Genomic DNA, 22,528 nt, shown 5'->3' with positions numbered 1-22,528 from the left:
CGCGCTCCCCTAGCCGCCGCGATCCATCGCCCGGCGCACGACCTGGGTGACCTCGCTGTTGGACAGGAAGAGATCGTGACGCAGCATGCTCCAGCCCCGGCCGGAGGTGTCCGCGACCCGGACGCCCAAGGCTTCCAGCCGCGAGCGGTCCGCCGCACCGGCCCGCGCGACGCCGCCGGCGATGCGGGCCGAGACGGCCAGCGCGCGGTCGCCGGGATCGATGATCACGGTCATGCGCTGCGCCAACGGGCCGATCTTCTTCACTGTCTGCTCGAAGGCGTCGATATCGACATCGGGCGAGGCCAGCACGACCGAGCCGATCCGGGCGTAGATTTCCCGGGAATCACGCAGCTCGCGCAAGCCCTCCAGCGTCAGGAAGGTTCCCATGGAGTGGGCGACAATGTGGATGCGGCCGACGGTCGGGTTGGCGACAAGCGCCTGCAGCGACTGGACGAAACCGTCCCGCGACCAGAGCGCGCTCTCCCGGTCATAGGCATAGTCGAAGAGCTTGCCGCCGGAGGGCCAGGTGAACAGCACCGTGCGACCCTGGAACTCCAGCGAATGGGACAACTGGCCGGCGCTGCGGGCGGCCGTCTCGAAGCTCTCGTTGAAGCCATGGATGTAAAGCAGCACATCGCGCCCGTTCACGGCGTCCGAGAGTGCCCGCGTCGCGTCCGCCGTCGTTTCATGCGAAATGCCGAGCACGGCCCAGTCGCCGCTCACCGCCGAGGAGACACGCCCCGCGATGCCGCGCCCGGGCGGCGACAGCTGCGCTTCGGCGAAGGTCAGCGGGCCACGATCAGTATTGAAATAAGGCGTCGCGTTGCCGGTCGAGCGGCGCGTCGTCATGACGAGCAGCCGCGGATCCTTGCCGAGCGCCGAGGTATCGGCGCGCTCCGGCTCGGAGAAGGGCGACACGCTCGCCTCGCTCTGCGCGCAGGCGGCAAGCCCGAGCGGGAGGAACGCGGCGAGCGCCAGCGAACGGCATGAAAAGGCGCGCCTTGTAACGGGCATGGGGAAAGGCATCCGGTCAGAATTTGAGGGGCCGAACTGGCAGCCGCACCTCTAAAGGCAGGCCAACGCGGCCAGAATGGGGCAAGAGCGCTGCCGCCTGCACGAAGCAGCACCCGCGTTGCGCGAAGGCGACATCAGTGCGTCGCGCCGGAAATGATCTGAATCGGCGCGGTGACGACCAGCCCGACGGTCGAGCCGACCGTGCCCACGACGCCGCCGGCGACATCGCCGAGCCTGTCGCCGAATCGCGGCCCGGCGAAGCCAATGCCCCTGTCCTGCTGCAGCCGCTGGCCGATCATCTGCACGACCTTCGGCGAGGATGCGAATTTCGCATGGTTCAGGCTGTCGGCGGAGGAGACCTCGGAGAGATCGATCAGCCGCACGCCAAGCTTTTCCAGCTCGGCGATCGTCTCGGTATCCTTGCTCGACACCGCGCCCAGCCGCTTCTTGTCGCCGGCGAAGCGCCGGGAGAAATCGAGCGCCCGGTCATCGGCCGAAACGAAGACCGTCACCGGCCGCCGGATTTCGCGCATCTGCGTCTTGAAGACGTCGAGGTCGACGTCGGGCGCTGCCAGCATGACATCGCGCAGCCTGCCTCCGAAGCTGCCGTCGCCACGGATCGCGGCCTGGCGCAACGTCTCCAGCGTCAGCAGCGTGCCCATCGAATGGGCGAGGATGTCCATGCGCGAAGCGCCGAGGTCACGGGCGATGGCCCGCAGGTTCATCTCCAGGAAATCGCGCGAGTAGAAGGCGCTTTCGCGATCATAGGGATAGGCCAGCAGTTGGCCGCGCGAGGGCCAGGTGAACAGCACCGGCACACCCTTGAAGCCGGAATCATAGACGATCTGGGCGAAGCGATAGGCCGCATCGGCGAAATTCGTGTTGTAGCCGTGGACGAAGACCAGCACATCGCGCTGGGAGGCTGGCCGCCGCTGCAGTTCCTTGCGCACATCGGCAACGACCGGCGCGAGGTCGAGCTTCTGGATATAGGTCGCGGCGAAATGCTTGGCAGGGTCGCCCGGCCCCGAATCGGGCAATTCCAGATTGCCGGACTTGTGGCTGCGCGGCACGGTGATGTCGAGCCGGGCGAAGGAGAGTTTCGGCCCGCGTTCGCCGCTGAAATAGACCGGCTGCGCCGAGGCCTCGCGCGTCGTCGCGACGTAGATCTGAACGGTCCCGGCGACATCGCCCTTCGGCGCCTGGCTCAGCTCAAGCACGCGCGGCGTGCCGCAGGCCACGAGCGCCAGCGGCAAAAACAGGGCCAACAGGAAACCACGAAGCCGCATCGCCACGCACATCATCGCCAAGTCGTCTCATCGCCGCGGCGGATTCACAAGAGGCGCACATGACACAGTGATGAAGCAAGTGGTGCAAGGACGCCTTGTCGCCCGCGCCGGCAGCTTGCTAACTGGCGCCATGGTCGACAGCAGCAGCTCCCCATCCGACACCCTGCGCGATGCCATTCTCGCCGGCGAGCGCGCTGCGCTGGCCCGCGCGATCACGCTGGCGGAATCGCGCCGCGCCGACCATCGCGAGCAGGCACAGACCCTGATCCAGCAGTTGCTCCCGCATACCGGCCGGGCGATCCGGGTCGGCATCACCGGCGTGCCCGGCGTCGGCAAGTCGACCACGATCGACGCGCTCGGCAGCCACCTGACCGCGGCGGGCCATAAGGTTGCCGTGCTCGCCGTCGATCCCTCGTCTTCCCGGACCGGCGGCTCGATTCTCGGCGACAAGACGCGAATGGCCCGGCTCGCAGTCGATCCGAGCGCCTATATCCGCCCCTCCCCCTCCTCGGGCACGCTCGGCGGGGTCGCGGCCAAGACGCGCGAGACCATGCTGCTCTGCGAGGCCGCCGGCTTCGACGTGATCCTGGTCGAGACGGTCGGTGTCGGCCAGTCGGAGACCGCGGTCGCCGACCTCACAGACTTCTTCCTCGTGCTGATGCTGCCCAATGCCGGCGACGAATTGCAAGGCATCAAGAAGGGCATCATCGAGCTCGCCGACATGATCGCGGTCAACAAGGCCGATGGCGACGGCGCCATGGCCGCGCGCGCAGCCGCCGCACAATACAAGGCCGCGCTCCATATCCTCGCCCCCGCCTCGCCCCTGTGGAGCACGCCGGTCGTGACGATCTCGGGGCTGACGGGGCTCGGCCTCGACAAGCTCTGGGCCAGGATCGAGGAGCATCGCACCCGCTTCGAGGCCAAGGGCCTGATCGCCGAGAAGCGCCGCAAGCAGGATGTGAAATGGATGTGGGCGATGGTGCAGGATCGATTGCAGGCCCGGCTGCGGCACGACCCTGCCCTGAAAGCTCGCACGCCGGAGCTGGAGGCGGCCGTCGCCGCCGGAAAGCTCCCCCCGACATCCGCCGCCGACGAGATCGCGCGGGCGCTGGGGCTGTGACTCCGGCGCGGCGAGCCTCGGTGCCAGATCGGCACAGGTGAAGCTGGCATAGAGCTTGATCCGCGCCGGCCGAACAGGAGCTTTCATGGTGCTGTCCCGACGCAACGTGCTGGCGATGGGCCTTTTCGGCACGGCCTCGGTCGCTCTTCCGGCCCATGCCCAATCGCGCGGTGCGACGACCGGCCCGCTCGGCCATCTCGGGCTAGATGCCGGCCAGCTCGGCTTACGACCAGGCGCCGCCGAGGACCAGTCGCGGCAACTCCAAGCTGCCCTCAAGCAAGCTGCCGCGCGCGGCGCGCCGCTCCTCCTGCCGCCCGGCCGCTACCGGATCGGCGGCGTCGCCCTGCCCGAGAACGCCCGGATCGTCGGCGTGCCCGGCGAGACGTATCTCATCACGGCCAGTGGCCAGCCCCTCCTGATCGCCCGCAATATCGGGCGGGCCGCGCTCACCGGCGTGAGCTTCGACGGGCTCGACATCCCCGCCGCCCAGCGAAGCGGGTTGCTCATGGCCGAGAATGTCGGCGAGATCACCGTTTCCGGCTGCGCCTTTGCCAAGGCCGGCTCGGTCGGCCTGACGCTTGACCGCTGCGGCGGGCGTGTCACCGCGAGCCGGTTCCGCGACATGCGGGACGCGGCGCTGTTCGCGATCGATTCGAAGGGCCTCACGGTCGAGCAGAACCGGGTCGAGGATTGCGGCAATAACGGCATCCAGATCTGGCGCAGCCAGCCGGGCGACGACAGCTCGATCGTCCGCGGCAACCATGTGATGCGCATCCGCACCGATGGCGGCGGCAGCGGCCAGAACGGCAACGGCATCAGCGTCTTCCGTGCCGGGGGCGTCATCATCGAGGGCAACCAGCTGCGCGACTGCGCGCTGAGCTTCATCCGCAACAATTCCGGCTCCGGCGTCCAGATCCTCGGCAACCAGGGGCGGCGCTGCGGCGAGGTCGCGCTCTACAGCGAATTCGCCTTCGAGGGCGCGATCATCGCCAACAACCATGTCGAGGACTGCGCGTCGGGCGCCTCAATGACCAATCTCGACCAGGGCGGGCGCATGGCGGTCTGCGCCAACAACATCATTCGCAAGGCGACGCGCAAGGCCGTGCCCTACAGCAAGGAGCCGACCGGAGGCTACGGCATCCATGTCGAGGCGGAAGCGACGGTGACCGGCAATGTCATCGAGGATGCCAGCGATATCGGCATCGCGCTCGGCTGGTCATGGGGCATGCGCAATCTCGCCGCCACCGGCAACGTCATCCGCAAGACCGGGATCGGCATCTCGGTCTCGCTGGTGCCCAAGGAACGCAACGCGCTGATCGCCAACAACGTCATTTCCGAGGCTCGCGACGGTGCCGTGATCGGCACCGAATACGGCAAGCCTGTCACCGGCGACCTGACGAAGGCTCCGGACGCGAGGGCCTCGGGGGTCGTGGTCGCGAATAACGCGGTGCGTTGAGGCCTCAGGCTGCGGGCGCGCGAATCCGGCCGACCTCGATGCCGTTCCAGTTCTTCAGCACGGTCTCGCGCAGCGGCGCGAAGGCGGCCTGCGTCGCATCGTCCATCGGCAGGAAGCGCGCGATCAGAGCCCCGAGCGCGATCTCGGCGGCACGGCCGGCCCCGTCATCGCATTTCAGGGCGATGCCGTAGCCGAGTTCCGGCAGGGCGGCGCAATAGACGCCCTCGGCCCCGGTCTTGGTGAAGGCACGCGCGCCGAGCAGGTCCATCAATCGCGTGTCGTAGCGGCCGGTGCCGGCGACCATGAAGGGATGCGCCGCCGCCGCGGCCCGGATGCGCGCCGCCGCCTTTGCCCGCTCCGGCCCGAAGCCGCGGCCGGTGCCGAGCCGGGCGAAGCCCAGCGCCAGCGCCGAAAGCGGCACGGCGTAGGACGGGATCGAGCAGCCGTCGGTTCCCATCCGATCGGCGCTATGGACGGCGCCGGTCACGGCTTCCAGAGCGCCGCGCACGGCCTGCTGCACGGGATGGCTCGCCTTCACATAGCCAGTGGGGTCCTCATCCATGTTGCAGGACAGGCAGACGAAGCCGGCATGCTTGCCGGAACAGTTGTTGTTCAGGGCGCTCGGCTCGGCGCCGGATTTCGCCAGGGCGCGAGCGGCGAGCTCGTTCGACGGCCAATGCGCGCCGCATTCGAGGCAGCCGGCGTCGCGGCCGGCCTTTTTCAGCATCGCCAGCGAAGTCTGCGCATGCAGCGGCTCGCCGGAATGCGAGGAGACGGCGAGCGCGATCTCGGCCTCCGTCAGCCCGTAGCGGTCGGCGGCACCGCTCTCGATCAGCGGCAGGCCCTGGATCGCCTTGACGGCGGAACGCGGAAACACCGGGCGCTCGACATCGCCCGCCGAGAAAACCACGCCGCCATCGGCATCGACGACGATCGCCGCGCCGCGATGACGCGATTCGACGACATTGCCGCGCGTGACCTCGGCGAGAACAGGGTTTTCCATGGCGACCTCCATTGCCCTTTGCGACGGGCTTGCCGCCTTTTGGCGCCGGAGCGGGGTCCTGTCAAAAGCGCTGGCGCGAAGGGCGCCGGGCTGCCACGGTGCGGCCCAGCCAAGCCACGCCCTTCAGCGATGGAAGACAGATGTCGCCGGACTACGAGACCGAATACAACAACCGCGCCCGCGTGCCGGAACATCCCGGCATCATCGCCGGCTGGCAGACGGACGCCGCCGCGTACCGGTCAGAGGCCTTCTGCGAACTGGACATCTCTTATGGCGAGGGCGAGCGCCAGGCCTACGACCTGTTCAAGCCCGATGCGATCCGCGGCAACGCGCTGGTGATGTTCATCCATGGCGGCTACTGGCAGGCGCTGGACCGCAGCTATTTCTCGCATATGGCGCGCGGGTTGAACCGGCTCGGCCTGCCGGTCGCGGTCGTCGGCTACGATCTCTGCCCGCAGGTCCATCTCGGCCATATCGTCTGGGAATTGCAGCAGGCGGCAGCGGCGCTGTGGCGGCGTTTCGGCCTCCCGGTCGTCGCGACAGGGCATTCCGCCGGCGGCCATCTCAGCGCCTGTACGCTCGCCACCGACTGGAAGAATGTCGACCCGGATCTGCCAGACCAGCTCGTGCCGGCAGCCTATGGCATCTCCGGCCTCTACAACCTGAAGCCCCTGACTGAGACCAGCATCAACAAGGCGCTGAATCTTGACCTGGCTGCCGCGGAACTGGAAAGCCCCCTGTTCTGGCCGGCGCCGTCGCGGCTGACGATGGATGCCGTGGTCGGCGGAGCGGAGAGCGACGAGTATCACAAGCAGAGCCGCCGCCTCGTCGATGTCTGGGGGCTGGAAGGCGTGGCGACGCGCTACGAGGAAATCCCCGGAGCCAACCATTTCACCGTTATCGCCGGGCTGACCGACCCGGAGAATGCGATGACCCGACGGATCGCCGCGCTCGCCGGCGCTTGATCTCATCGCATCGAAGATTCTATCCAGACCCAACAGAGTTTCGGAGCGCGCGATGCAGACCTTCTTCGTCGAGATCAAATGCAGGCTCGGCAAGACCTATGAGGTCGCCAGCGAACTGGCCGATCGCGAGATCGCCTCGGAGATCTATTCGACCGCCGGCAACTACGACATCCTGGCGAAGTTCCACGTCGCGGCCGATGTCGATATCGGCCATTTCGTCGCGCAGAAGGTGCAGTCGATCCCCGAGATCGCCGACACCCACACGATCATCACCTTCAAGGCGTTCTGAACTTCGCGCGGACGGCGCTGGGGATTTATCGAATCGTCTCCGGCGCTTGCGTGCGGTTTCTCGCATGCTGACTCAGCATCTTGCCAAATTGATTCAAGTTCGCGCCCGCTTCATCCTTTCCGCCCCGGCGAAACTGCTGGCGGCGCCGACGGCTTGACGGCGTGGGGGCTTTCGCGCGACCAGCATCCTTCGGATTGCAGGGACCATCGCGCCATGAAAAGCACGCTCTCCACGGATCTGCGCTCGGGCGCGCTCGTCTATCACCGCCAGCCTCGGCCGGGTAAGCTCGAGATCCAGGCGACCAAGCCGCTCGGCAACCAGCGCGACCTGGCGCTCGCCTATTCGCCCGGCGTCGCCGCCGCCTGCGAGGCGATCGTCGACGATCCCTCCGAAGCCGCCGAGCTGACCTCGCGCCAGAACCTCGTCGCCGTCATCACCAACGGCACCGCCGTGCTCGGCCTCGGCGATATCGGCCCGCTCGCCTCCAAGCCGGTGATGGAGGGCAAGGCCGTCCTCTTTAAGAAATTCGCCGGTATCGACTGCTTCGATATCGAGGTCGAGCAGAAGAACATCGAGAAATTCGTCGAGGTCGTCGCGGCGCTGGAGCCGACCTTCGGCGGCATCAATCTCGAGGATATCAAGGGGCCGGAATGCTTCGAGATCGAGGAGCAGCTCAAGGCCAGGATGCAAATCCCCGTCTTCCATGACGACCAGCACGGCACGGCGATCATCGTCTCGGCCGCGGTGCTGAACGGGCTCGACCTCGCGGGCAAGAAGATCGCCGACGTCAAGATCGTCGTGTCCGGCGCCGGCGCCGCCGCGCTCGCCTGCACCAACCTGCTGGTCGAGCTCGGCGCGCAGCGCCAGAACATCTGGCTCACCGATATCGACGGCGTGGTCTACAAGGGCCGCAACACGCTGATGGACCGCTGGAAGGAGGTCTATGCGCAGGAGACCGACGCCCGGACGCTCAGCGACGTCATCGGCGGCGCCGACGTCTTCCTCGGCCTCTCCGCGGCCGGCGTGCTGAAGCCCGAGATGGCCAAGCAGATGGGGCCGAAGCCGCTGATCCTGGCGCTCGCCAACCCCAATCCCGAGATCACGCCGGAAGACGCGCTCGCGGTGCGCCCGGACGCGATGATCTGCACCGGCCGCTCGGACTATCCGAACCAGGTCAATAACGTCCTGTGCTTCCCCTATATCTTCCGCGGCGCGCTCGACGTGCAGGCGACGACGATCAACGAGGCGATGAAGCTCGCCGCGGTGCGCGCCATCGCCTCGCTCGCCCGCGAGGCGACCTCCGACATCGCGGCCCGCGCCTATGGTGGCGAGGCCTCGACCTTCGGCGCGAACTCGCTGATCCCGAACCCGTTCGATCCGCGCCTGATCATGCGCATCGCGCCGGCTGTCGCCGAGGCCGCGATGGTGACCGGCGTCGCCCGCAAGCCGCTGGTCGATGTCGAGGCCTATCGCGAGCAGCTCTCGCGCTTCGTCTTCCGCTCCGGCTTCCTGATGAAGCCGCTGTTCCAGAAGGCCAAGGCCGACCCCAAGCGCGTGATCTATGCCGAGGGCGAGGACGAGCGCGTGCTGCGCGCCGCCCAGGTCGCGCTGGAGGAAGGGCTCGCCGTTCCGATCCTGATCGGCCGCCCGAGCGTGATCGAGACGCGCATCCAGCGCTTCGGTCTGTCGCTCAAGCCCGGCGTCGATTTCGAGGTGGTCAATCCCGAGGACGACCCGCGTTATCGCGACTATGTCCAGACCTATCTCGACATCGCCGGCCGGCGCGGCATCACGCCCGAGGCCGCCCGCTCGCTGGTGCGCACCAACAATACCGTGATCGCGGCGCTCGCCGTCGCCCGCGGCGAGGCCGATGCGATGATTTCGGGCCTCGAAGGCCGGTTCATGTCGCGCCTGCGGCATATCAAGGACATCATCGGCATGGCGCCGGGCGTCTGCGACCTTGCGGCGATGACCCTGATCATCACCAACAAGGGCGCCTTCTTCATGTCGGACACCCATGTGAAGCACGATCCGACGGCGGAGGAGATCGCCGACATGACCGTGCTGGCAGCGAGCCATGTCCAGCGCTTCGGCATCGATCCGAAGATCGCCCTGCTCTCGCATTCCGATTTCGGCGCGGCCGACACACCCTCTTCGCTCAAGATGCGCAAGGCGCTGAAGCTGATCCGCGAGCGGGCGCCGCATCTCGAATGCGACGGCGAGATGGAGGCCGATACCGCCCTCGTGCCGCTGATCCGCGAGCGCGTCCTGCCCTCCTCGACGCTGAAGGAGATGGCGAACGTCCTGATCTTCCCGAATCTCGACGCGGCCAACATCTCCTACCAGTTCGCCAAGGTGATGGCCGATGCGCTGCCTGTCGGGCCGATCCTGATCGGCACGGCCAAGCCCGCACATATCCTTACGGGGTCGGTGACGGCGCGCGGCGTGGTCAACATGACCGCCGTCGCCGTGGTCGAGGCGCAGGAAAGCGCGGCCGAAGCGGCCAGCCGCTGACGCCTCCGGCCAACTCCTGACAATCGAGGCAGGCTTGCATCAGCAAGCCTGCCTCGATTTTTGTTTGGAGCAGGTTCTTATCGCAAAACCGCGAAACAGTTTTGCGGAACCTGCTCGGCCGCGAAAACCGCGGCCCCGCCGTCGTTTTCGCGCTTGGCAGACTCAACGCGACAGGGTCTACTCCCCCTGAAGTCGGGCATCGCTCGCAACGACGCCCGGCTTGAGGGAGGTTGCCATGCTCGACGTCACGCGCCGCCATGCCCCTTTGGCCTTCGCCGCCATCCTGGCCGCGCCCCGCGCCGCCGCCCAGGGCCGGATTGTCTTCCACCGCGGCAATGACGGCGATCCCGAAACGCTCGATCCACACAAGACCTCCACCGTCGCCGAAGCGCATCTGCTGCGGGACCTGCGCGAAGGCCTCGTCATCCACAATATGATGGGCGAGGTCGTGCCCGGCGTCGCCGAGAGCTGGACGATCAGTCGGGACGGCAGGAGCTGGCGCTTCAAGCTGCGCGGCAACGCGAAATGGTCGAATGGCGAACCGGTCAAGGCCTCGGATTTCGTCTATTCCTTCCGGCGCATCATCAATCCGGAAACCGGCGCCAAATACGCCAACCTGCTCTTCCCGATCCGCAATGCCCAGGCGATCCACAAGGCCGCCGCCGGCTCCTCGCTCGAAGCGCTCGGCGTCACCGCTCCCGACGAGAGCACGCTGGAGATCGCGCTGGAGCAGCCGACGCCCTACCTGCTCGAGCTCCTGACCCATCAGAGCGCCCTGCCCGTACACCCGCCCAGCGTTGGCAGGGCGGCGCAGGAGCCCGGGCGACCGGAGAACTGGATCACCAACGGCCCCTATATGCTCAGGGAGCTGGCGCCGAACTCGCATATCCGGCTCGACCGCAACCCGCATTTCCATGCTGCCGCCGATGTGCAGATCGATACGGTGATCTTCTATCCGGCGTCCGACCTCGCAGCGGCGGTGCGGCGCTTCCAGGCCGGCGAACTGCATCTCACCACGGACATCCCGGCCGACCAGTTCAAGAGCCTGAAGGAAAAGCTCGGCGATCAGGTCCGGATCGGCCCCTATCTCGCGACCTACTTCCTGATCATCAACAGCGCCAAGCCGCCCTTCGACGACGAGCGCGTCAGGCGGGCACTGTCGCTGCAGATCGACCGGGAATTCATCGCCGACCGGATCTGGGGAGGCACGATGCTGCCGGCCTATGGCGTGATACCCCCGCATATCGGCAATTACGGCGAGCGGGCCGAGCTGGATTTCCGCTACGCTTCTGGGCTCGAACGCGAGGACGAGGCCAAGCGCCTGCTCGCCTCGGCGGGCTTCGGCAGCATACCGCTTCAGGTCGAATTCCGCTTCAACACCACCGACAACAACCGCCACACGGCCGAGGCGATCGCGGAGCAATGGCGGGCGATCGGCGTCGAGACGCGCTTCGTCCAGACCGATTTCCGCACGCATTTCGCCTATCTGCGCGATGGCGGCGATTTCGACGTCGCCCGCTACGGCTGGATCGGCGACTATTCCGACCCGCAGAATTTCCTGTTCCTGTTCGAGAGCGACAATGCCGGCTTCAACATCGGCAAATACAGCAATCCGCAATTCGACGCGCTGATGAAGCTCGCGACCGAGGAACTCGACATCGCCCGGCGCGCCGCGATCCTGCGCGAAGCCGACAGCATCGTCATCCGCGACGAACCGTGGATTCCGGTGCTGCACTATTCGACCAAGAACCTGGTCTCGCCAAAGCTCGCAGGTTTCGAGCAGAACCTGCGCGGCGCGATTCCGACGCGCTTCCTGAGCTTGAAGGCTTAGGCTTTCGCTGGGTCTTCCTCCGAAGTCATCCCGGACCGAGCGAAGCGAATATCCGGGATCCATGCCTGAACCTTTATCGGAAAGCCTCCGGCATGGATCCCGGGTCTCCCTCCGGTCGCCCGGGATGACCCGCGTGTTTTCACTGAAAACGATCGGGCCGGGTGAACAGCCGGCCCTGCATCAGACGCCGGGCCGTTTCCACGCCTTGAGGCTCGCAACCGGCGCCAAGCTTCGCTAGGAAGGGCGGGCGTTCCCTTCCAATCCAGCGAGTCCGCATCGATGAGCCGCATCGTCTACGTCAATGGCGCCTATCTTCCCGAGGAAGAGGCCAAGATCTCCGTTTTCGACCGCGGCTTCATCTTCGGCGACGGCATCTACGAGGTTTCGGCCGTGATCGGCGGCAAGCTCGTCGATTGCGAAGCGCATCTCGCCCGGCTCGAGCGCTCCTGCGGCGAGATCCGGCTCGGCCTGCCCTGGTCGAAGGCCGAGCTCGTCGCGATCCACGAGGAGCTGATCAAGCGCAACAATCTCGACGAGGGCGGCATCTACCTGCAGGTCTCGCGCGGCGCCTCCGATCGCGACTTCCCCTTCCCGAAGGATGTCGCGCCCACGCTGGTAATGTTCACCCAGGCCCGCAACTTCGTGAACGCACCGACGGCGAAGACGGGCATCAAGGTCGTCTCGACGCCGGACCTGCGCTGGGCGCGCCGCGACATCAAGAGCGTCAACCTGCTCGCTCCGGTGCTCGCCAAGCAGTTCGCGCTCGAAAGCGGCGCCCAGGAGGCCTGGCTCATCGAAGACGGCGTGGTGACCGAGGGCGCCTCCTCCACCGCCTGGATCGTCAAGGGCAAGACGCTGATCTCGCGCCCGCTCTCCAACAAGGTGCTGCCGGGCATCACGCGCAAGGCGGTGCTGGCCTATCTCGCGGAATCCGGCTTCACCTTCGAGGAACGCGAGTTCACGCTGGAAGAAGCGCTCGACGCCGAGGAGGCCTTCATCACCTCCGCGACCAGCCTCGTCATGCCGGTGACCACGATCGACGGCCACACGATCCATAACGGCGCGCCCGGCCCGACCGCGCAGCGCCTGCGCGAAATCTATATCGATTACGCCCGCAAGGGCGGTGTTTTGGGCTGATCCAATCGGCCCGTTCAATCGCGTCATGCTCGCCCTCGTGGCGAGCATCCACGTTTTGAACACGACGCTGCTCAAAGGAAGACGTGGATGGTCGGGACAAGCCCGACCATGACGGATGGTGTCAGCTGGCCCCTTCCGGACGCCCAGCCCGCTCCCCCATCACATAGGTCGCGGCGACATTGCGCTCGTCGCCCAGCGTGACGAGCACGAACAGCTCCTCCGCGAGATCGCGCACCGTTTCCATGCGGTGCGCCATCGCCCGCGTCGCACCCGTATCGAGCACGACGACATCCGCCTCGCAGCCGGGCTCGAAGCCCCCGATCAGATGATCGAGTCCGAGCGCAATCGCATTGCCGCGCGTGATCGCATGCAGTGCCGCGAAGGCGGAGAGCGACTGCCCTTGCAATTGCAGTACCTTGTAGGCCTCTGCCATGGTCCGGAGCATCGAATAGGAGGTGCCGCCGCCGATATCGGTGGCGACCGCGACCTTGACGCCGCGCTGCCGGGCATGGGCCCAGTCGAACAGCCCTGAGCCGAGGAACAGGTTCGAGGTCGGGCAGAACACCGCGACCGCGCCCGTCTCGGCGAAAGCCTGCCATTCGTTGTGGGTCATGTGGATGCAGTGGCCCATCAGGCTTTTCGCACCGAGCAGGCCGTAGCCGCGGTAGATATCCGCATAATCGGCAGCTTCCGGGTAAAGCTCGCGAGCGAAGGCGATCTCGGCCCGGTTCTCGTCGATATGGGTCTGGACATGGCAGTCGGGATGCTCGGCCGCCAGCCTTCCCGCCGCCGCCAGTTGCTCCGGCGTCGATGTGATCGCGAAGCGCGGCGTGATCGCATAGAGTTGCCGGCCCTTGCCGTGCCAGCGCGCGATCAGCGCCTTGGAATCGCGATAGCCGCTCTCAGCCGTATCGGTCAGCGCTTCCGGCGCGTTGCGATCCATCATCACCTTGCCGGCGATCATGCGGGTGTTGCGGCGCTGCGATTCCGTGAAGAAGGCCTCGGCCGATTGCGGATGCACCGAGCAATAGACCGCCGCCGTGGTCGTGCCGTTGGCCAGCAACTCGTCCAGGAAGAAGCGCGAGAGCTTCTCGGCATGGCCCTGCTGAGCGAGCTTCTGCTCCTCGACGAAGGTGTATTTGTTCAGCCATTCCATGAGTTGCGCGCCATAGGAGGCGACGACCTGCGTCTGCGGCATGTGGATATGGGCGTCGATGAAGCCCGGCATGATCAGATGCGGCCGGTGATCGACGATCTCCGCATCGGCAGGGAGCATCCGCAGCAGGTCCCGCGCCTCGCCCGCCGCCTTGACCAGCCCGTTCTCGATGATCAGCAAACCGTCCGCGACATAGCGATGCGCAGCTTCCCCCACAGTCTGCGGATCGTCGACGAACCAGAGCAGGCGGCCGCGCAGCGCGCGCAATCGGGTGGAGGTGGTCACGTCGGGCAGCTCCGGCACAATTCCACATCACATCTGCACCAAATCGAAGCTTCCGGCCAAGCGCGGATCGTGCCTAATCTACGGGCATGAAATGGCGATGCGAGTGGAGCGAGAGGGATGCGTGAGAGCTTGCGCTTCCTGCTCGGCGACAGGCTGGTCGAGCTCGACCGCTGCGATCCGACGCTCACCGTGCTCGACTGGCTGCGCCTCGACCAGCGCATGACCGGTACGAAGGAAGGCTGCGCCGAAGGCGATTGCGGCGCCTGTACCGTGATCGTCAGTCGGCTGGACCGCGGGCGGTTGCGCTACGAGGCGATCAACGCCTGCATCCGCTTCCTGCCGACGCTCGACGGCTGCCAGCTTCTCACCGTTGAGCATCTGAAGGGAGCGGATGGCTCCTTACATCCGGTCCAGCAGGCGATGGTGGAGTGCCACGGCTCGCAATGCGGCTTTTGCACGCCGGGCTTCGTCATGTCGCTTTTGGCGCTCCGACTGAACGAGGCAGAACTTGGCGTCGGCCGCATCGAGGATGCGCTCGCCGGCAATCTCTGCCGCTGCACCGGCTACGAGCCGATCATCGCCGCCGGCCGCCGCATGGGCGAGATCGCGCCACGCGAGGCGGATCGCTTTCTGCGAGAGCGGGAGGCCGTGGCGGCCCAGCTCGCCGCGCTCAGCGATACCGAGACGCTCGCCCTGCAAGGCGAAGGCTGTCGCTTCTACGCACCCGCGACCGTCGACGCGCTGGCCGATCTCTTTGCCGCGCATCCGCAGGCGACGTTGGTCGCCGGCGCGACCGATGTGGGCTTATGGGTCACCAAGGCGATGAAACGCCTCGATCCTGTGATTTCTCTCGGCCGGATCGAGGCGCTGCGGGCCATCACCGACGAGGGCGATCATCTGCGCCTCGGTACGATGGCTGGTCATATCGATGTCCGGACGGCGCTCGCCGCCTTCTCCCCTCAGCTCGACGAACTGATGCGCCGTTTCGGCGGCGAGCAGGTGCGCAATGCCGGCACGATCGGCGGCAACATCGCCAATGGCTCGCCGATCGGCGACCTGCCGCCTGCCCTGATCGCGCTCGATGCGACGCTGGTGCTGGCTCGACGCTCCGAGGCCGGTATCGAACGCCGCAGCATCCCGCTCGAAAGCTTCTTCATCGAATATCGCAAACAGGACCGGCGCCCCGGCGAGTTCGTCGAAGCCGTGCTCGTGCCGAAGCTGGCGGACGGCGTGCTGTTCCATGCCTCGAAGGTCTCGAAGCGCTTCGACGAAGACATCTCGGCCGTCTGCGGCGCCTTCCGGCTGACGCTCGGCAGCGATGGGCGGGTCAACGAAGCCCGCCTCGCCTATGGCGGCATGGCCGGGATTCCGAAGCGCGCGGCCGCGGCCGAAGCAGCGCTCGTCGGCCAGCGCTGGAACGAAGCGGCCGTCACAGCCGCCATCGCCGCCCTGCCCCAAGATTTCACACCGCTCGACGACATGCGCGCCTCGGCGCATTATCGATCGACGATCGCCGGCAACCTGTTGCGCCGCTTCCTGATCGAGACGACGCAAGCCCAGACGCAAACCCGGGTCGCCGGCCTGATGGCGGAGGCAGCCCATGGCTGACGCGCGCCGCAAGCTCGATATCGAACTGGAGAGCGGGCCGGTCGGCAGCTCCCGTATCCATGATTCCGCGCCCAAGCATGTCGCGGGCGAGGCGCTCTATATCGACGATATCGCCGCCCCCGAGAGACTGCTTCACGCCTATCTCGGCACGAGCACGATCGCCCGTGGCCGGCTGCTCTCGCTCGATCTGAAGGCGGTCCGCGCGGCACCTGGCGTCGTGGCCGTACTGACGGCAGCGGATATCCCCGGCGCCAACGACATCTCGTCGACGCATCTTCATGACGAACCGGTCTTCGCGACCGAGCGCATCCTGTTCCACAGCCAGCCGCTTTTCGCGGTGGTGGCCGAAACGCGCGAGCAGGCGCGCCACGCCGCGATTCTGGCGAAGGCCGAATACGCCGAAGACACACCGCTGATCGACATCGCTGCCGCCCGCGAGGCTGGCAGCAAGCTGGTCACCGCCCCGCTCAAGCTGGAACGCGGCGATGTCGCGAGGGCACTCGCCGCCAGCCCGCGCCGGCTGAAAGGCGCGATGGCGATCGGCGGGCAGGAGCATTTCTACCTCGAAAGCCAGATCGCGCTCGCCGTCCCCGGCGAGGACGAGGACATGGCCGTACTCGTCTCGACCCAGCATCCGAGCGAGGTCCAGCACATGGTCGCTGCCGTACTCGGAGTCGGCTCGCATGCGGTGACAGTCGAGGTGCGACGCATGGGCGGTGGCTTCGGCGGCAAGGAGACGCAGGCCAATCTCTTCGCTTGCGTCGCCGCCATCGCAGCCCGCAAGCTGAAGCGGCCGATCAAGCTCCGGCCCGACCGCGACGACGACATGGCGATCACCGGCAAGCGCCATGATTTCGTCTGCGACTACGAGATCGGCTTCGACGATGAGGGCCGCATCCATGCGCTCGATGCCGTCTATGCAGCGCGCTGTGGCTGGAATGCCGATCTATCCGGGCCGGTGACGGACCGCGCCCTCTTCCACATGGACAACTGCTATTTCTACCCGGCGGTGCGCGCCCGCTCCGAGCCTCTCTTCACCAACACCTGCTCGAACACCGCCTTCCGCGGCTTCGGCGGGCCGCAAGGCATGGTCGGGGCCGAGCGCTTCATCGAGGAGGTCGCCTTCGCAACGGGGCTCGACCCGCTGGAGGTGCGCCGGCGCAATCTCTATGGCGCGACTGATCGCAACGTCACGCCCTACCACCAGACGGTCGAGGACAATATCGCGGCCGAGGTCATCGCCGAACTGGAGCGGCGCTGCGACTACCAGGCCCGCAAGGCCGCGATCCGCGAGGCCAACAGGACGAGCCCGATCGTGAAGCGCGGCATCGCGCTGACACCGGTGAAGTTCGGCATCTCCTTCACTGCGACCTGGTTCAACCAGGCCGGGGCACTGGTGCACGTCTATACCGACGGCACGGTCGCGCTGAACCATGGCGGCACCGAGATGGGGCAAGGGCTCTATATCAAGGTGGCGCAAGTGGTGGCCCATGCATTCGGCATCGGGCTCGACCAGATCAAGATCACCGCGACGACGACCGGCAAGGTGCCGAACACCTCCGCCACCGCCGCCTCCTCAGGCTCCGATCTCAATGGCATGGCGGCGCTCGATGCCTGCGAGACGATCAAGAGGCGGCTGACGGAGTTTGCCGCGAAGCACTGGCAGGTCGAGGCAGAGGACATCGCCTTCCTGCCCGGACGCGTGAAGATCGGCGCTCGCGAGATCGCGTTCAGGGAGCTGATCGCCGCCGCCTATATGGCCCGCATCCAGCTCTCGGCGACGGGCTTCTATGCCACGCCCAAGATTCATTGGGATCGCAAGGCAGGGCGCGGCCACCCGTTCTACTACTTCGCCTATGGCGCGGCGGCCGCCGAGGTCGCGATCGATACGCTGACCGGCGAATACAAGGTCGAGCGCGTCGACATTCTGCATGATTGCGGGCAGTCGCTGAACCCGGCGATCGACAAAGGCCAGATCGAGGGCGGCTTCGTGCAGGGTATGGGCTGGCTGACCACCGAGGAACTGGTCTGGGACAGGAAGGGCCGGCTTTGGACCCATGCCCCCTCGACCTACAAGATTCCCGTAGCTTCCGACCGGCCACGCATCTTCAACGTGCATCTCCTCGAGAACGCGCCGAACCGTGAACCGACGATCCACCGCTCAAAGGCCGTCGGCGAGCCGCCCTTGATGCTGGCGATTTCGGTGCTGCATGCGCTGTCGGATGCGGTGGCGAGCGTCGGCGACTACCGGGTTTGCCCGCGCCTTGACGCCCCCGCGACGCCCGAGCGCGTGCTGGATGCTGTTGAGCGCGTCAGGGCGGAGGCCGGGCGATGACCCTCGCCACCTTCCTCGCCGCCCATCAGCGCGGCGGCATTGTCCTCGTCCGGATCGAGACCACGGAGGGATCGACCCCACGCGAGGCCGGCGCCTGCATGGCGGTCAGCCCCGGCGCGATCGCCGGAACCATCGGCGGCGGGCAACTCGAATTCCATTGCATCGACATCGCCCGGCACATGCTGAGCGAGGGCGCAGAGGACCAGTTGCTCGACATCCCGCTCGGCCCACAGATGGGGCAGTGCTGCGGCGGGCGGGTGCGCGTGTCGCTGCGCCATGCGGGAGCTGCCGAGATCGCCCTATTCGGCACCTGCGAGAAGGCGGAAGCCGCAGCGCGGCCGCCCGTCCTGATCTTCGGCGCCGGTCATACTGGTCGCGCGCTAGCGCAGGCACTGGCGCCCCTGCCCGTCTCGGTCTCGCTGATCGACGATCGCGACGACGTCATGAGCGGGTTGCCGGCAGCCGTCACCTGCATCCGCATGGCCGATCCCGTCGATGCAATCGCAAGCGCCCCCGCGAAGGCCGGTTTCGTCGTGCTCTCGCATAGCCATGCGCTCGACTACCGGCTGGCTGAGGCGGCGCTGGCGCGCGGCGATGCGGCTTATGTCGGCATGATCGGCTCGGCGACCAAGCGCGCCCGTTTCGAGGCGAGTTTCCTGCGCAGCGGCGGGCGGCGCGAGGCGCTGGCGCGCCTGACCTGCCCGATCGGCGGTTCGGATGTGGACGACAAGCGCCCGGAGGTCATCGCGGCCTTGACGGCGGCCGAGCTGGTGCGTTGCTTGCTTGGCCGAAGGGCACCGGCGAAAGGGAGACGGTCGCGACATGAAACAGCCGCGTGAGCAGGATGTGCCGCCGCGGCTGGCGCTCGCCCATATTTCGAAGAGCTTTCCCGGCGTCAAAGCCAATGAAGACATCAGCCTGAGCGTCGCTCCCGGCGAAATCCACGCCCTGCTCGGCGAGAACGGCGCCGGCAAGTCGACGCTGGTCAAGATCATCTACGGCGTCCAGCAGGCCGACGAAGGCACCATCACCTGGAACGGCTCGCCGGTCGCGATCCCCTCGCCCAAGGCCGCGCGCAAGCTCGGCATCGGCATGGTCTTCCAGCATTTCTCGCTGTTCGACGCGATGACGGTGATCGAGAATATCGCGCTCGGGCTCGACGAGGCCGTCGACCGCGAGGAGCTGAAGAGCCGCGTCGCCGCGATCCTGCAATCCTATTCGCTGCCGCTCGATCCGGAGCGCGAGGTGCATACGCTCTCGGTCGGCGAGCGCCAGCGCATCGAGATCGTGCGCTGCCTGCTGCAGAAGCCGAAGCTGCTGATCATGGACGAGCCGACCTCGGTGCTGACGCCGCAGGAGGTCGAGCGCCTGTTCGCGACGCTGCGCCAGATCGCGGCCGAGGGCTGCTCGATCCTCTACATCTCGCACAAGCTGCACGAGATCAAAGCGCTGTGCGACAGCGCCACCATCCTGCGCGGCGGGCGCGTCGTCGCGACCTGCGACCCCAAGGTCGAGACCACCAAGCGCATGGCCGAGCTGATGATCGGCGCGGAACTGCGCAAGATCGAGCATGGCAAGGCGACGGGGGGTGGCGCCGTCCGGTTGGAGGCCAAAGGCCTCTCCCTCCCCGGCGAGCCGCCCTTCGGCACCGATCTGGAAAGTGTTTCCTTCGAGGCGCGTGCCGGCGAAATCCTCGGCATCGCCGGTGTCGCCGGCAACGGGCAGGCGGAGTTGCTGACCGCCCTCTCGGGCGAACAGCTCGCGGCCGGAGCTGAGGCGATCAAACTCGACGGCAAGGCTGTCGGGCTCGAAGGCGCAGGCGCCCGCCGGGCACTCGGCCTCGCCTGCGTGCCCGAGGAGCGCAACGGCCACGCTGCCGTGCCGGATTTCTCGCTCGCCGATAACGGGATCCTCACGGCGCGCCATCGCCTGCCCTTAGCACCGCACGGCTTCATCAGCCGCAGTAGCGTGAAACGCTTTGCGGATGGCGTCATCAAGCTCTTCGACGTCCGGACCACCGGAAACGCCGCGCTCGCCCGCTCGCTCTCGGGCGGCAACCTGCAGAAATTCATCATGGGCCGCGAAATCGGCCAGCAGCCGGCAGTTCTCGTCGTCTCGCAGCCGACCTGGGGCGTCGATGCCGGCGCTGCCGCTGCGATCCGACAGGAACTCGTCGACCTTGCCAACAAGGGCTCGGCCGTCGTGGTCATCTCGCAGGATCTTGACGAATTGCTGGAACTGGCCGACCGGCTCTGCGTCATCAACGAGGGCCGGCTCTCGGCGCCACGCCCGGTCGCCAGCCTCGGCATCGACGAGATCGGCCTGATGATGGGCGGCGTTCATGGCGCGGAGGCGGCCCATGCTTGAATGGCGCCGCCGCCGCGAACCGAGCCTGCTGATGCTGGCCCTGAGTCCGCTGATCGCGATCGGGCTCACCATGCTGATCGGCATGATCGTCTTCACCGCCATGGGCTATGACGGCTTCCATGCGGTCGAGAGCATCTTCCTGACGCCGTTCCTGGAGCCGCAGCGCTGGGGCGATATCGGGGTCAAGGGCGCGCCACTGGTGATGATCGCGCTCGGGCTCGCGATCGGTTTCCGCGCCAATGTCTGGAATATCGGCGCCGAGGGGCAATACGTCATGGGCGCCATCGCCGGCACCGGCGTCGCCCTCCTGACCTATGACATGACGGGCTGGTGGATCCTGCCCGCAATGGCGCTGGCCGGCATTCTCGGCGGCATGGCCTGGGCCGCGATCCCGGCCTTCCTGCGGGTCAAGCTGCAGGTCAGCGAGATCCTGACCAGCCTGATGCTGACCTATGTCGCGGTGCAGTTCCTGTATTTCCTCGTACGCGGACCGTGGAAGGACCCGGGCGGCTTCAATTTCCCGCAGACGCGGATGTTCACCGCCGACCAGACGCTGCCGACCGTGCTGGAAGGGACGCTGGTCCATCTCGGCATTCCGGCCGCGCTCGTGCTCGCGGTCATCGCCTGGCTGTTGATGGAGAAGACCACGGCAGGCTACGCGATCAAGGTCGTCGGCCTTGCGCCCGCAGCCGCACGTCATGGTGGCTTCAGCGCGGCGCGCACGACCTGGGCGACCATGCTGATCAGTGGTGCGCTCGCCGGCCTTGCCGGGCTGTTCGAGGCGGCCGGCCCGTTCGGCCAGCTCACCCCGCAATTCCCGGTCGGCTACGGCTTCACCGCGATCATCGTCGCCTTCCTCGGACGGCTCAACCCGCTGGGCATCGTCTTCGGCGGCATCGTGCTGGCGGGAACCTATGTCGGCGGCGAGATCGCGCAATCGACGGTGAGGCTGCCGCAGGCCGCGACCGGCCTGTTCCAGGCAACGCTATTGTTCATGCTGCTGGCAACCGACGTGCTGGTGCGCTGGCGGATCGCCTTCAAGCGGAGGGCGACATGAAGATTTTCATACGCACCTCCCCCTGTCATTCCGGGGCTTCGCACAATGAAGAACCCGGAACCCACGACAGGGCGAAACCTCCCAACCGCATGATCGCGAACGCTCACCCAGCCGTCGGTTCCGGGTTCGCGCCTGCGGCGCGCCCCGGAATGACAAGGGGCGAGCCATGACCTCCGCCATGCTCGTCTCCATCCTGATGACGCTGATCGCGGCTTCGACGCCGCTGCTGCTCGCATCGCTCGGCGAGCTCGTCGCCGAGAAGGCCGGCGTGCTCAATCTCGGCGTCGAGGGCATGATGCTGTGCGGCGCGGTCGCCGGCTTCGCCGTCGCCTTCTCGACCGGCAGCACCGGCATCGGGCTCGTTGCGGCAGCCTTCGCCGGCGTCGCGGCCGCGATGGTCTTTGCCGTACTCGCGCTCTCGCTGATGGCCAATCAGGTCGCCACAGGGCTCGCGCTGACGATCTTCGGCATCGGCGCCTCCTCGCTGATCGGCGCGGGTTTCGTCGGGCGCACCGTGACGCGGCTTCAGCCGGTCTTTCCAGCGGCGCTGTCAGAGCATCCGATCCTGCGCGTGATCTTCGGGCACGACATCCTCGTCTATCTCTCGCTTGCGCTCGTCGCGGCCGTGAGCTGGTTCCTGCGCCGGACGCGTCCGGGCCTGATCCTGCGTGCTGTCGGCGAGAACGACGCCTCGGCCCATGCGATCGGGTATCCGGTGGTCGCTATCCGCTATGCGGCCGTCGCCTTTGGCGGGGCGCTGGCGGGGCTCGGCGGCGCCTATTTCTCGCTGGCGCTGACGCCGATGTGGGCGGATCGGCTGACAGCGGGACGCGGCTGGATCGCGCTCGCGCTCGTCGTGTTCTCGGCCTGGAAACCGGGGCGCCTCCTGCTCGGCGCCTATCTCTTCGGCGCGGTGATGACGCTCGAATTGCAGGCCAAGGCGGCCGGCATCAGCTGGATCGCGCCCGAGATGCTGGCGATGGCCCCCTACCTTGCGACGATTGCGGTTCTGACCATGATGTCGCTAGGACGGAAGACCGGCCGGCTCGACGCGCCCGCCTGCCTCGGCAAACCCTTCTCGGCGTCCTGACGCCGCAACTGACAA

The 22,528-nt window shown here is 66.9% G+C and carries 17 protein-coding genes; 13 read left to right on the top strand and 4 right to left on the bottom strand.

Going from position 1 to position 22,528, the window contains the following annotated elements; translation table 11 throughout:
* Positions 1 to 9 precede the first annotated feature (9 nt).
* Positions 10 to 1,014, bottom strand: coding sequence for an alpha/beta hydrolase (locus ACWIEX_RS05795; RefSeq protein ID WP_454032143.1), 1,005 nt, complete (start codon positions 1,012 to 1,014; stop codon positions 10 to 12).
* A gap of 134 nt (positions 1,015 to 1,148) precedes the next feature.
* A complete protein-coding gene (locus tag ACWIEX_RS05790) occupies positions 1,149 to 2,300 on the bottom strand; it encodes an alpha/beta hydrolase (RefSeq protein ID WP_454032142.1) in 1,152 nt (383 codons plus the stop codon).
* A 130-nt stretch (positions 2,301 to 2,430) separates the two neighbouring features.
* On the opposite strand from ACWIEX_RS05790, the gene meaB reads away from it, so the two are divergent.
* Positions 2,431 to 3,420, top strand: coding sequence for a methylmalonyl Co-A mutase-associated GTPase MeaB (gene meaB, locus ACWIEX_RS05785; protein WP_454033471.1), 990 nt, complete (start codon positions 2,431 to 2,433; stop codon positions 3,418 to 3,420).
* Between the two features lie 85 nt (positions 3,421 to 3,505).
* Positions 3,506 to 4,876 (top strand): TIGR03808 family TAT-translocated repetitive protein, encoded by a 1,371-nt coding sequence (locus ACWIEX_RS05780; protein WP_454032141.1) that lies wholly within the window; start codon positions 3,506 to 3,508, stop codon positions 4,874 to 4,876.
* Between the two features lie 4 nt (positions 4,877 to 4,880).
* On the opposite strand, the gene ACWIEX_RS05775 is transcribed toward ACWIEX_RS05780, so the two are convergent.
* A complete protein-coding gene (locus tag ACWIEX_RS05775) occupies positions 4,881 to 5,879 on the bottom strand; it encodes an asparaginase (protein ID WP_454032140.1) in 999 nt (332 codons plus the stop codon).
* A 140-nt stretch (positions 5,880 to 6,019) separates the two neighbouring features.
* On the opposite strand from ACWIEX_RS05775, the gene ACWIEX_RS05770 reads away from it, so the two are divergent.
* The 5 genes from ACWIEX_RS05770 to ACWIEX_RS05750 all read left to right on the top strand — a co-directional run bounded on the left by ACWIEX_RS05770 (position 6,020) and on the right by ACWIEX_RS05750 (position 12,615).
* Entirely contained in the window at positions 6,020 to 6,844 is an 825-nt protein-coding gene (locus ACWIEX_RS05770; RefSeq protein WP_454032139.1) for an alpha/beta hydrolase, read from the top strand.
* Between the two features lie 52 nt (positions 6,845 to 6,896).
* Positions 6,897 to 7,133: an Lrp/AsnC ligand binding domain-containing protein gene (locus ACWIEX_RS05765; protein ID WP_061964496.1), complete on the top strand. Its 237-nt coding sequence runs from the start codon at positions 6,897 to 6,899 to the stop codon at positions 7,131 to 7,133.
* 213 nt (positions 7,134 to 7,346) lie between these two features.
* Entirely contained in the window at positions 7,347 to 9,647 is a 2,301-nt protein-coding gene (locus ACWIEX_RS05760; RefSeq protein WP_454032138.1) for an NADP-dependent malic enzyme, read from the top strand.
* Positions 9,648 to 9,882: 235 nt separating this feature from the next.
* Positions 9,883 to 11,478, top strand: coding sequence for a peptide ABC transporter substrate-binding protein (locus ACWIEX_RS05755; RefSeq protein WP_454032137.1), 1,596 nt, complete (start codon positions 9,883 to 9,885; stop codon positions 11,476 to 11,478).
* A 279-nt stretch (positions 11,479 to 11,757) separates the two neighbouring features.
* Positions 11,758 to 12,615 carry a D-amino-acid transaminase gene (locus tag ACWIEX_RS05750; RefSeq protein ID WP_454032136.1) on the top strand — a complete coding sequence of 286 codons (858 nt, stop codon included), beginning with the start codon at positions 11,758 to 11,760 and terminating at the stop codon, positions 12,613 to 12,615.
* A gap of 121 nt (positions 12,616 to 12,736) precedes the next feature.
* Here ACWIEX_RS05750 and guaD read toward each other — a convergent pair whose 3' ends face one another.
* Positions 12,737 to 14,056 carry a guanine deaminase gene (gene guaD / locus ACWIEX_RS05745; protein WP_454032135.1) on the bottom strand — a complete coding sequence of 440 codons (1,320 nt, stop codon included), beginning with the start codon at positions 14,054 to 14,056 and terminating at the stop codon, positions 12,737 to 12,739.
* A gap of 117 nt (positions 14,057 to 14,173) precedes the next feature.
* On the opposite strand from guaD, the gene xdhA reads away from it, so the two are divergent.
* From xdhA to ACWIEX_RS05715, 6 genes are all read left to right on the top strand, one after another.
* A complete protein-coding gene (gene xdhA, locus ACWIEX_RS05740) occupies positions 14,174 to 15,664 on the top strand; it encodes a xanthine dehydrogenase small subunit (protein WP_454032134.1) in 1,491 nt (496 codons plus the stop codon).
* Complete coding sequence (xdhB, locus tag ACWIEX_RS05735) at positions 15,657 to 17,999, top strand: xanthine dehydrogenase molybdopterin binding subunit (protein ID WP_454032133.1); 2,343 nt, start codon at positions 15,657 to 15,659, stop codon at positions 17,997 to 17,999. Before xdhA ends, xdhB begins: the two co-directional genes overlap by 8 nt.
* Entirely contained in the window at positions 17,996 to 18,838 is an 843-nt protein-coding gene (gene xdhC / locus ACWIEX_RS05730; RefSeq protein ID WP_454032132.1) for a xanthine dehydrogenase accessory protein XdhC, read from the top strand. Before xdhB ends, xdhC begins: the two co-directional genes overlap by 4 nt.
* On the top strand, positions 18,822 to 20,366 hold the full coding sequence (locus ACWIEX_RS05725; protein ID WP_454032131.1) for an ABC transporter ATP-binding protein: 1,545 nt from the start codon (positions 18,822 to 18,824) through the stop codon (positions 20,364 to 20,366). The genes xdhC and ACWIEX_RS05725 overlap by 17 nt, the downstream gene beginning before the upstream one ends.
* A complete protein-coding gene (locus ACWIEX_RS05720; RefSeq protein WP_454032130.1) occupies positions 20,359 to 21,423 on the top strand; it encodes an ABC transporter permease in 1,065 nt (354 codons plus the stop codon). Before ACWIEX_RS05725 ends, ACWIEX_RS05720 begins: the two co-directional genes overlap by 8 nt.
* 166 nt (positions 21,424 to 21,589) lie before the next feature.
* Positions 21,590 to 22,513, top strand: a complete 924-nt coding sequence (locus ACWIEX_RS05715) for an ABC transporter permease (RefSeq protein ID WP_454032129.1) — start codon at positions 21,590 to 21,592, stop codon at positions 22,511 to 22,513.
* Positions 22,514 to 22,528 lie beyond the last annotated feature (15 nt).

Source organism: Allobosea sp. NPDC055353 (assembly GCF_053644975.1).
This window is presented reverse-complemented; position numbering and strand designations above follow the sequence as displayed.

Excerpts from the sequence above, each read along its gene's own strand:
- ACWIEX_RS05795 (WP_454032143.1), bottom strand. The coding sequence starts at position 1,014 with ATGCCCGTTACAAGGCGCGCCTTTTCATGCCGTTCGCTGGCGCTCGCC.
- ACWIEX_RS05790 (WP_454032142.1), bottom strand. The coding sequence starts at position 2,300 with ATGCGGCTTCGTGGTTTCCTGTTGGCCCTGTTTTTGCCGCTGGCGCTC.
- meaB (WP_454033471.1), top strand. The coding sequence starts at position 2,431 with ATGGTCGACAGCAGCAGCTCCCCATCCGACACCCTGCGCGATGCCATT.
- ACWIEX_RS05780 (WP_454032141.1), top strand. The coding sequence starts at position 3,506 with ATGGTGCTGTCCCGACGCAACGTGCTGGCGATGGGCCTTTTCGGCACG.
- ACWIEX_RS05775 (WP_454032140.1), bottom strand. The coding sequence starts at position 5,879 with ATGGAAAACCCTGTTCTCGCCGAGGTCACGCGCGGCAATGTCGTCGAA.
- ACWIEX_RS05770 (WP_454032139.1), top strand. The coding sequence starts at position 6,020 with ATGTCGCCGGACTACGAGACCGAATACAACAACCGCGCCCGCGTGCCG.
- ACWIEX_RS05765 (WP_061964496.1), top strand. The coding sequence starts at position 6,897 with ATGCAGACCTTCTTCGTCGAGATCAAATGCAGGCTCGGCAAGACCTAT.
- ACWIEX_RS05760 (WP_454032138.1), top strand. The coding sequence starts at position 7,347 with ATGAAAAGCACGCTCTCCACGGATCTGCGCTCGGGCGCGCTCGTCTAT.
- ACWIEX_RS05755 (WP_454032137.1), top strand. The coding sequence starts at position 9,883 with ATGCTCGACGTCACGCGCCGCCATGCCCCTTTGGCCTTCGCCGCCATC.
- ACWIEX_RS05750 (WP_454032136.1), top strand. The coding sequence starts at position 11,758 with ATGAGCCGCATCGTCTACGTCAATGGCGCCTATCTTCCCGAGGAAGAG.
- xdhA (WP_454032134.1), top strand. The coding sequence starts at position 14,174 with ATGCGTGAGAGCTTGCGCTTCCTGCTCGGCGACAGGCTGGTCGAGCTC.
- xdhB (WP_454032133.1), top strand. The coding sequence starts at position 15,657 with ATGGCTGACGCGCGCCGCAAGCTCGATATCGAACTGGAGAGCGGGCCG.
- xdhC (WP_454032132.1), top strand. The coding sequence starts at position 17,996 with ATGACCCTCGCCACCTTCCTCGCCGCCCATCAGCGCGGCGGCATTGTC.
- ACWIEX_RS05725 (WP_454032131.1), top strand. The coding sequence starts at position 18,822 with ATGAAACAGCCGCGTGAGCAGGATGTGCCGCCGCGGCTGGCGCTCGCC.
- ACWIEX_RS05720 (WP_454032130.1), top strand. The coding sequence starts at position 20,359 with ATGCTTGAATGGCGCCGCCGCCGCGAACCGAGCCTGCTGATGCTGGCC.
- ACWIEX_RS05715 (WP_454032129.1), top strand. The coding sequence starts at position 21,590 with ATGACCTCCGCCATGCTCGTCTCCATCCTGATGACGCTGATCGCGGCT.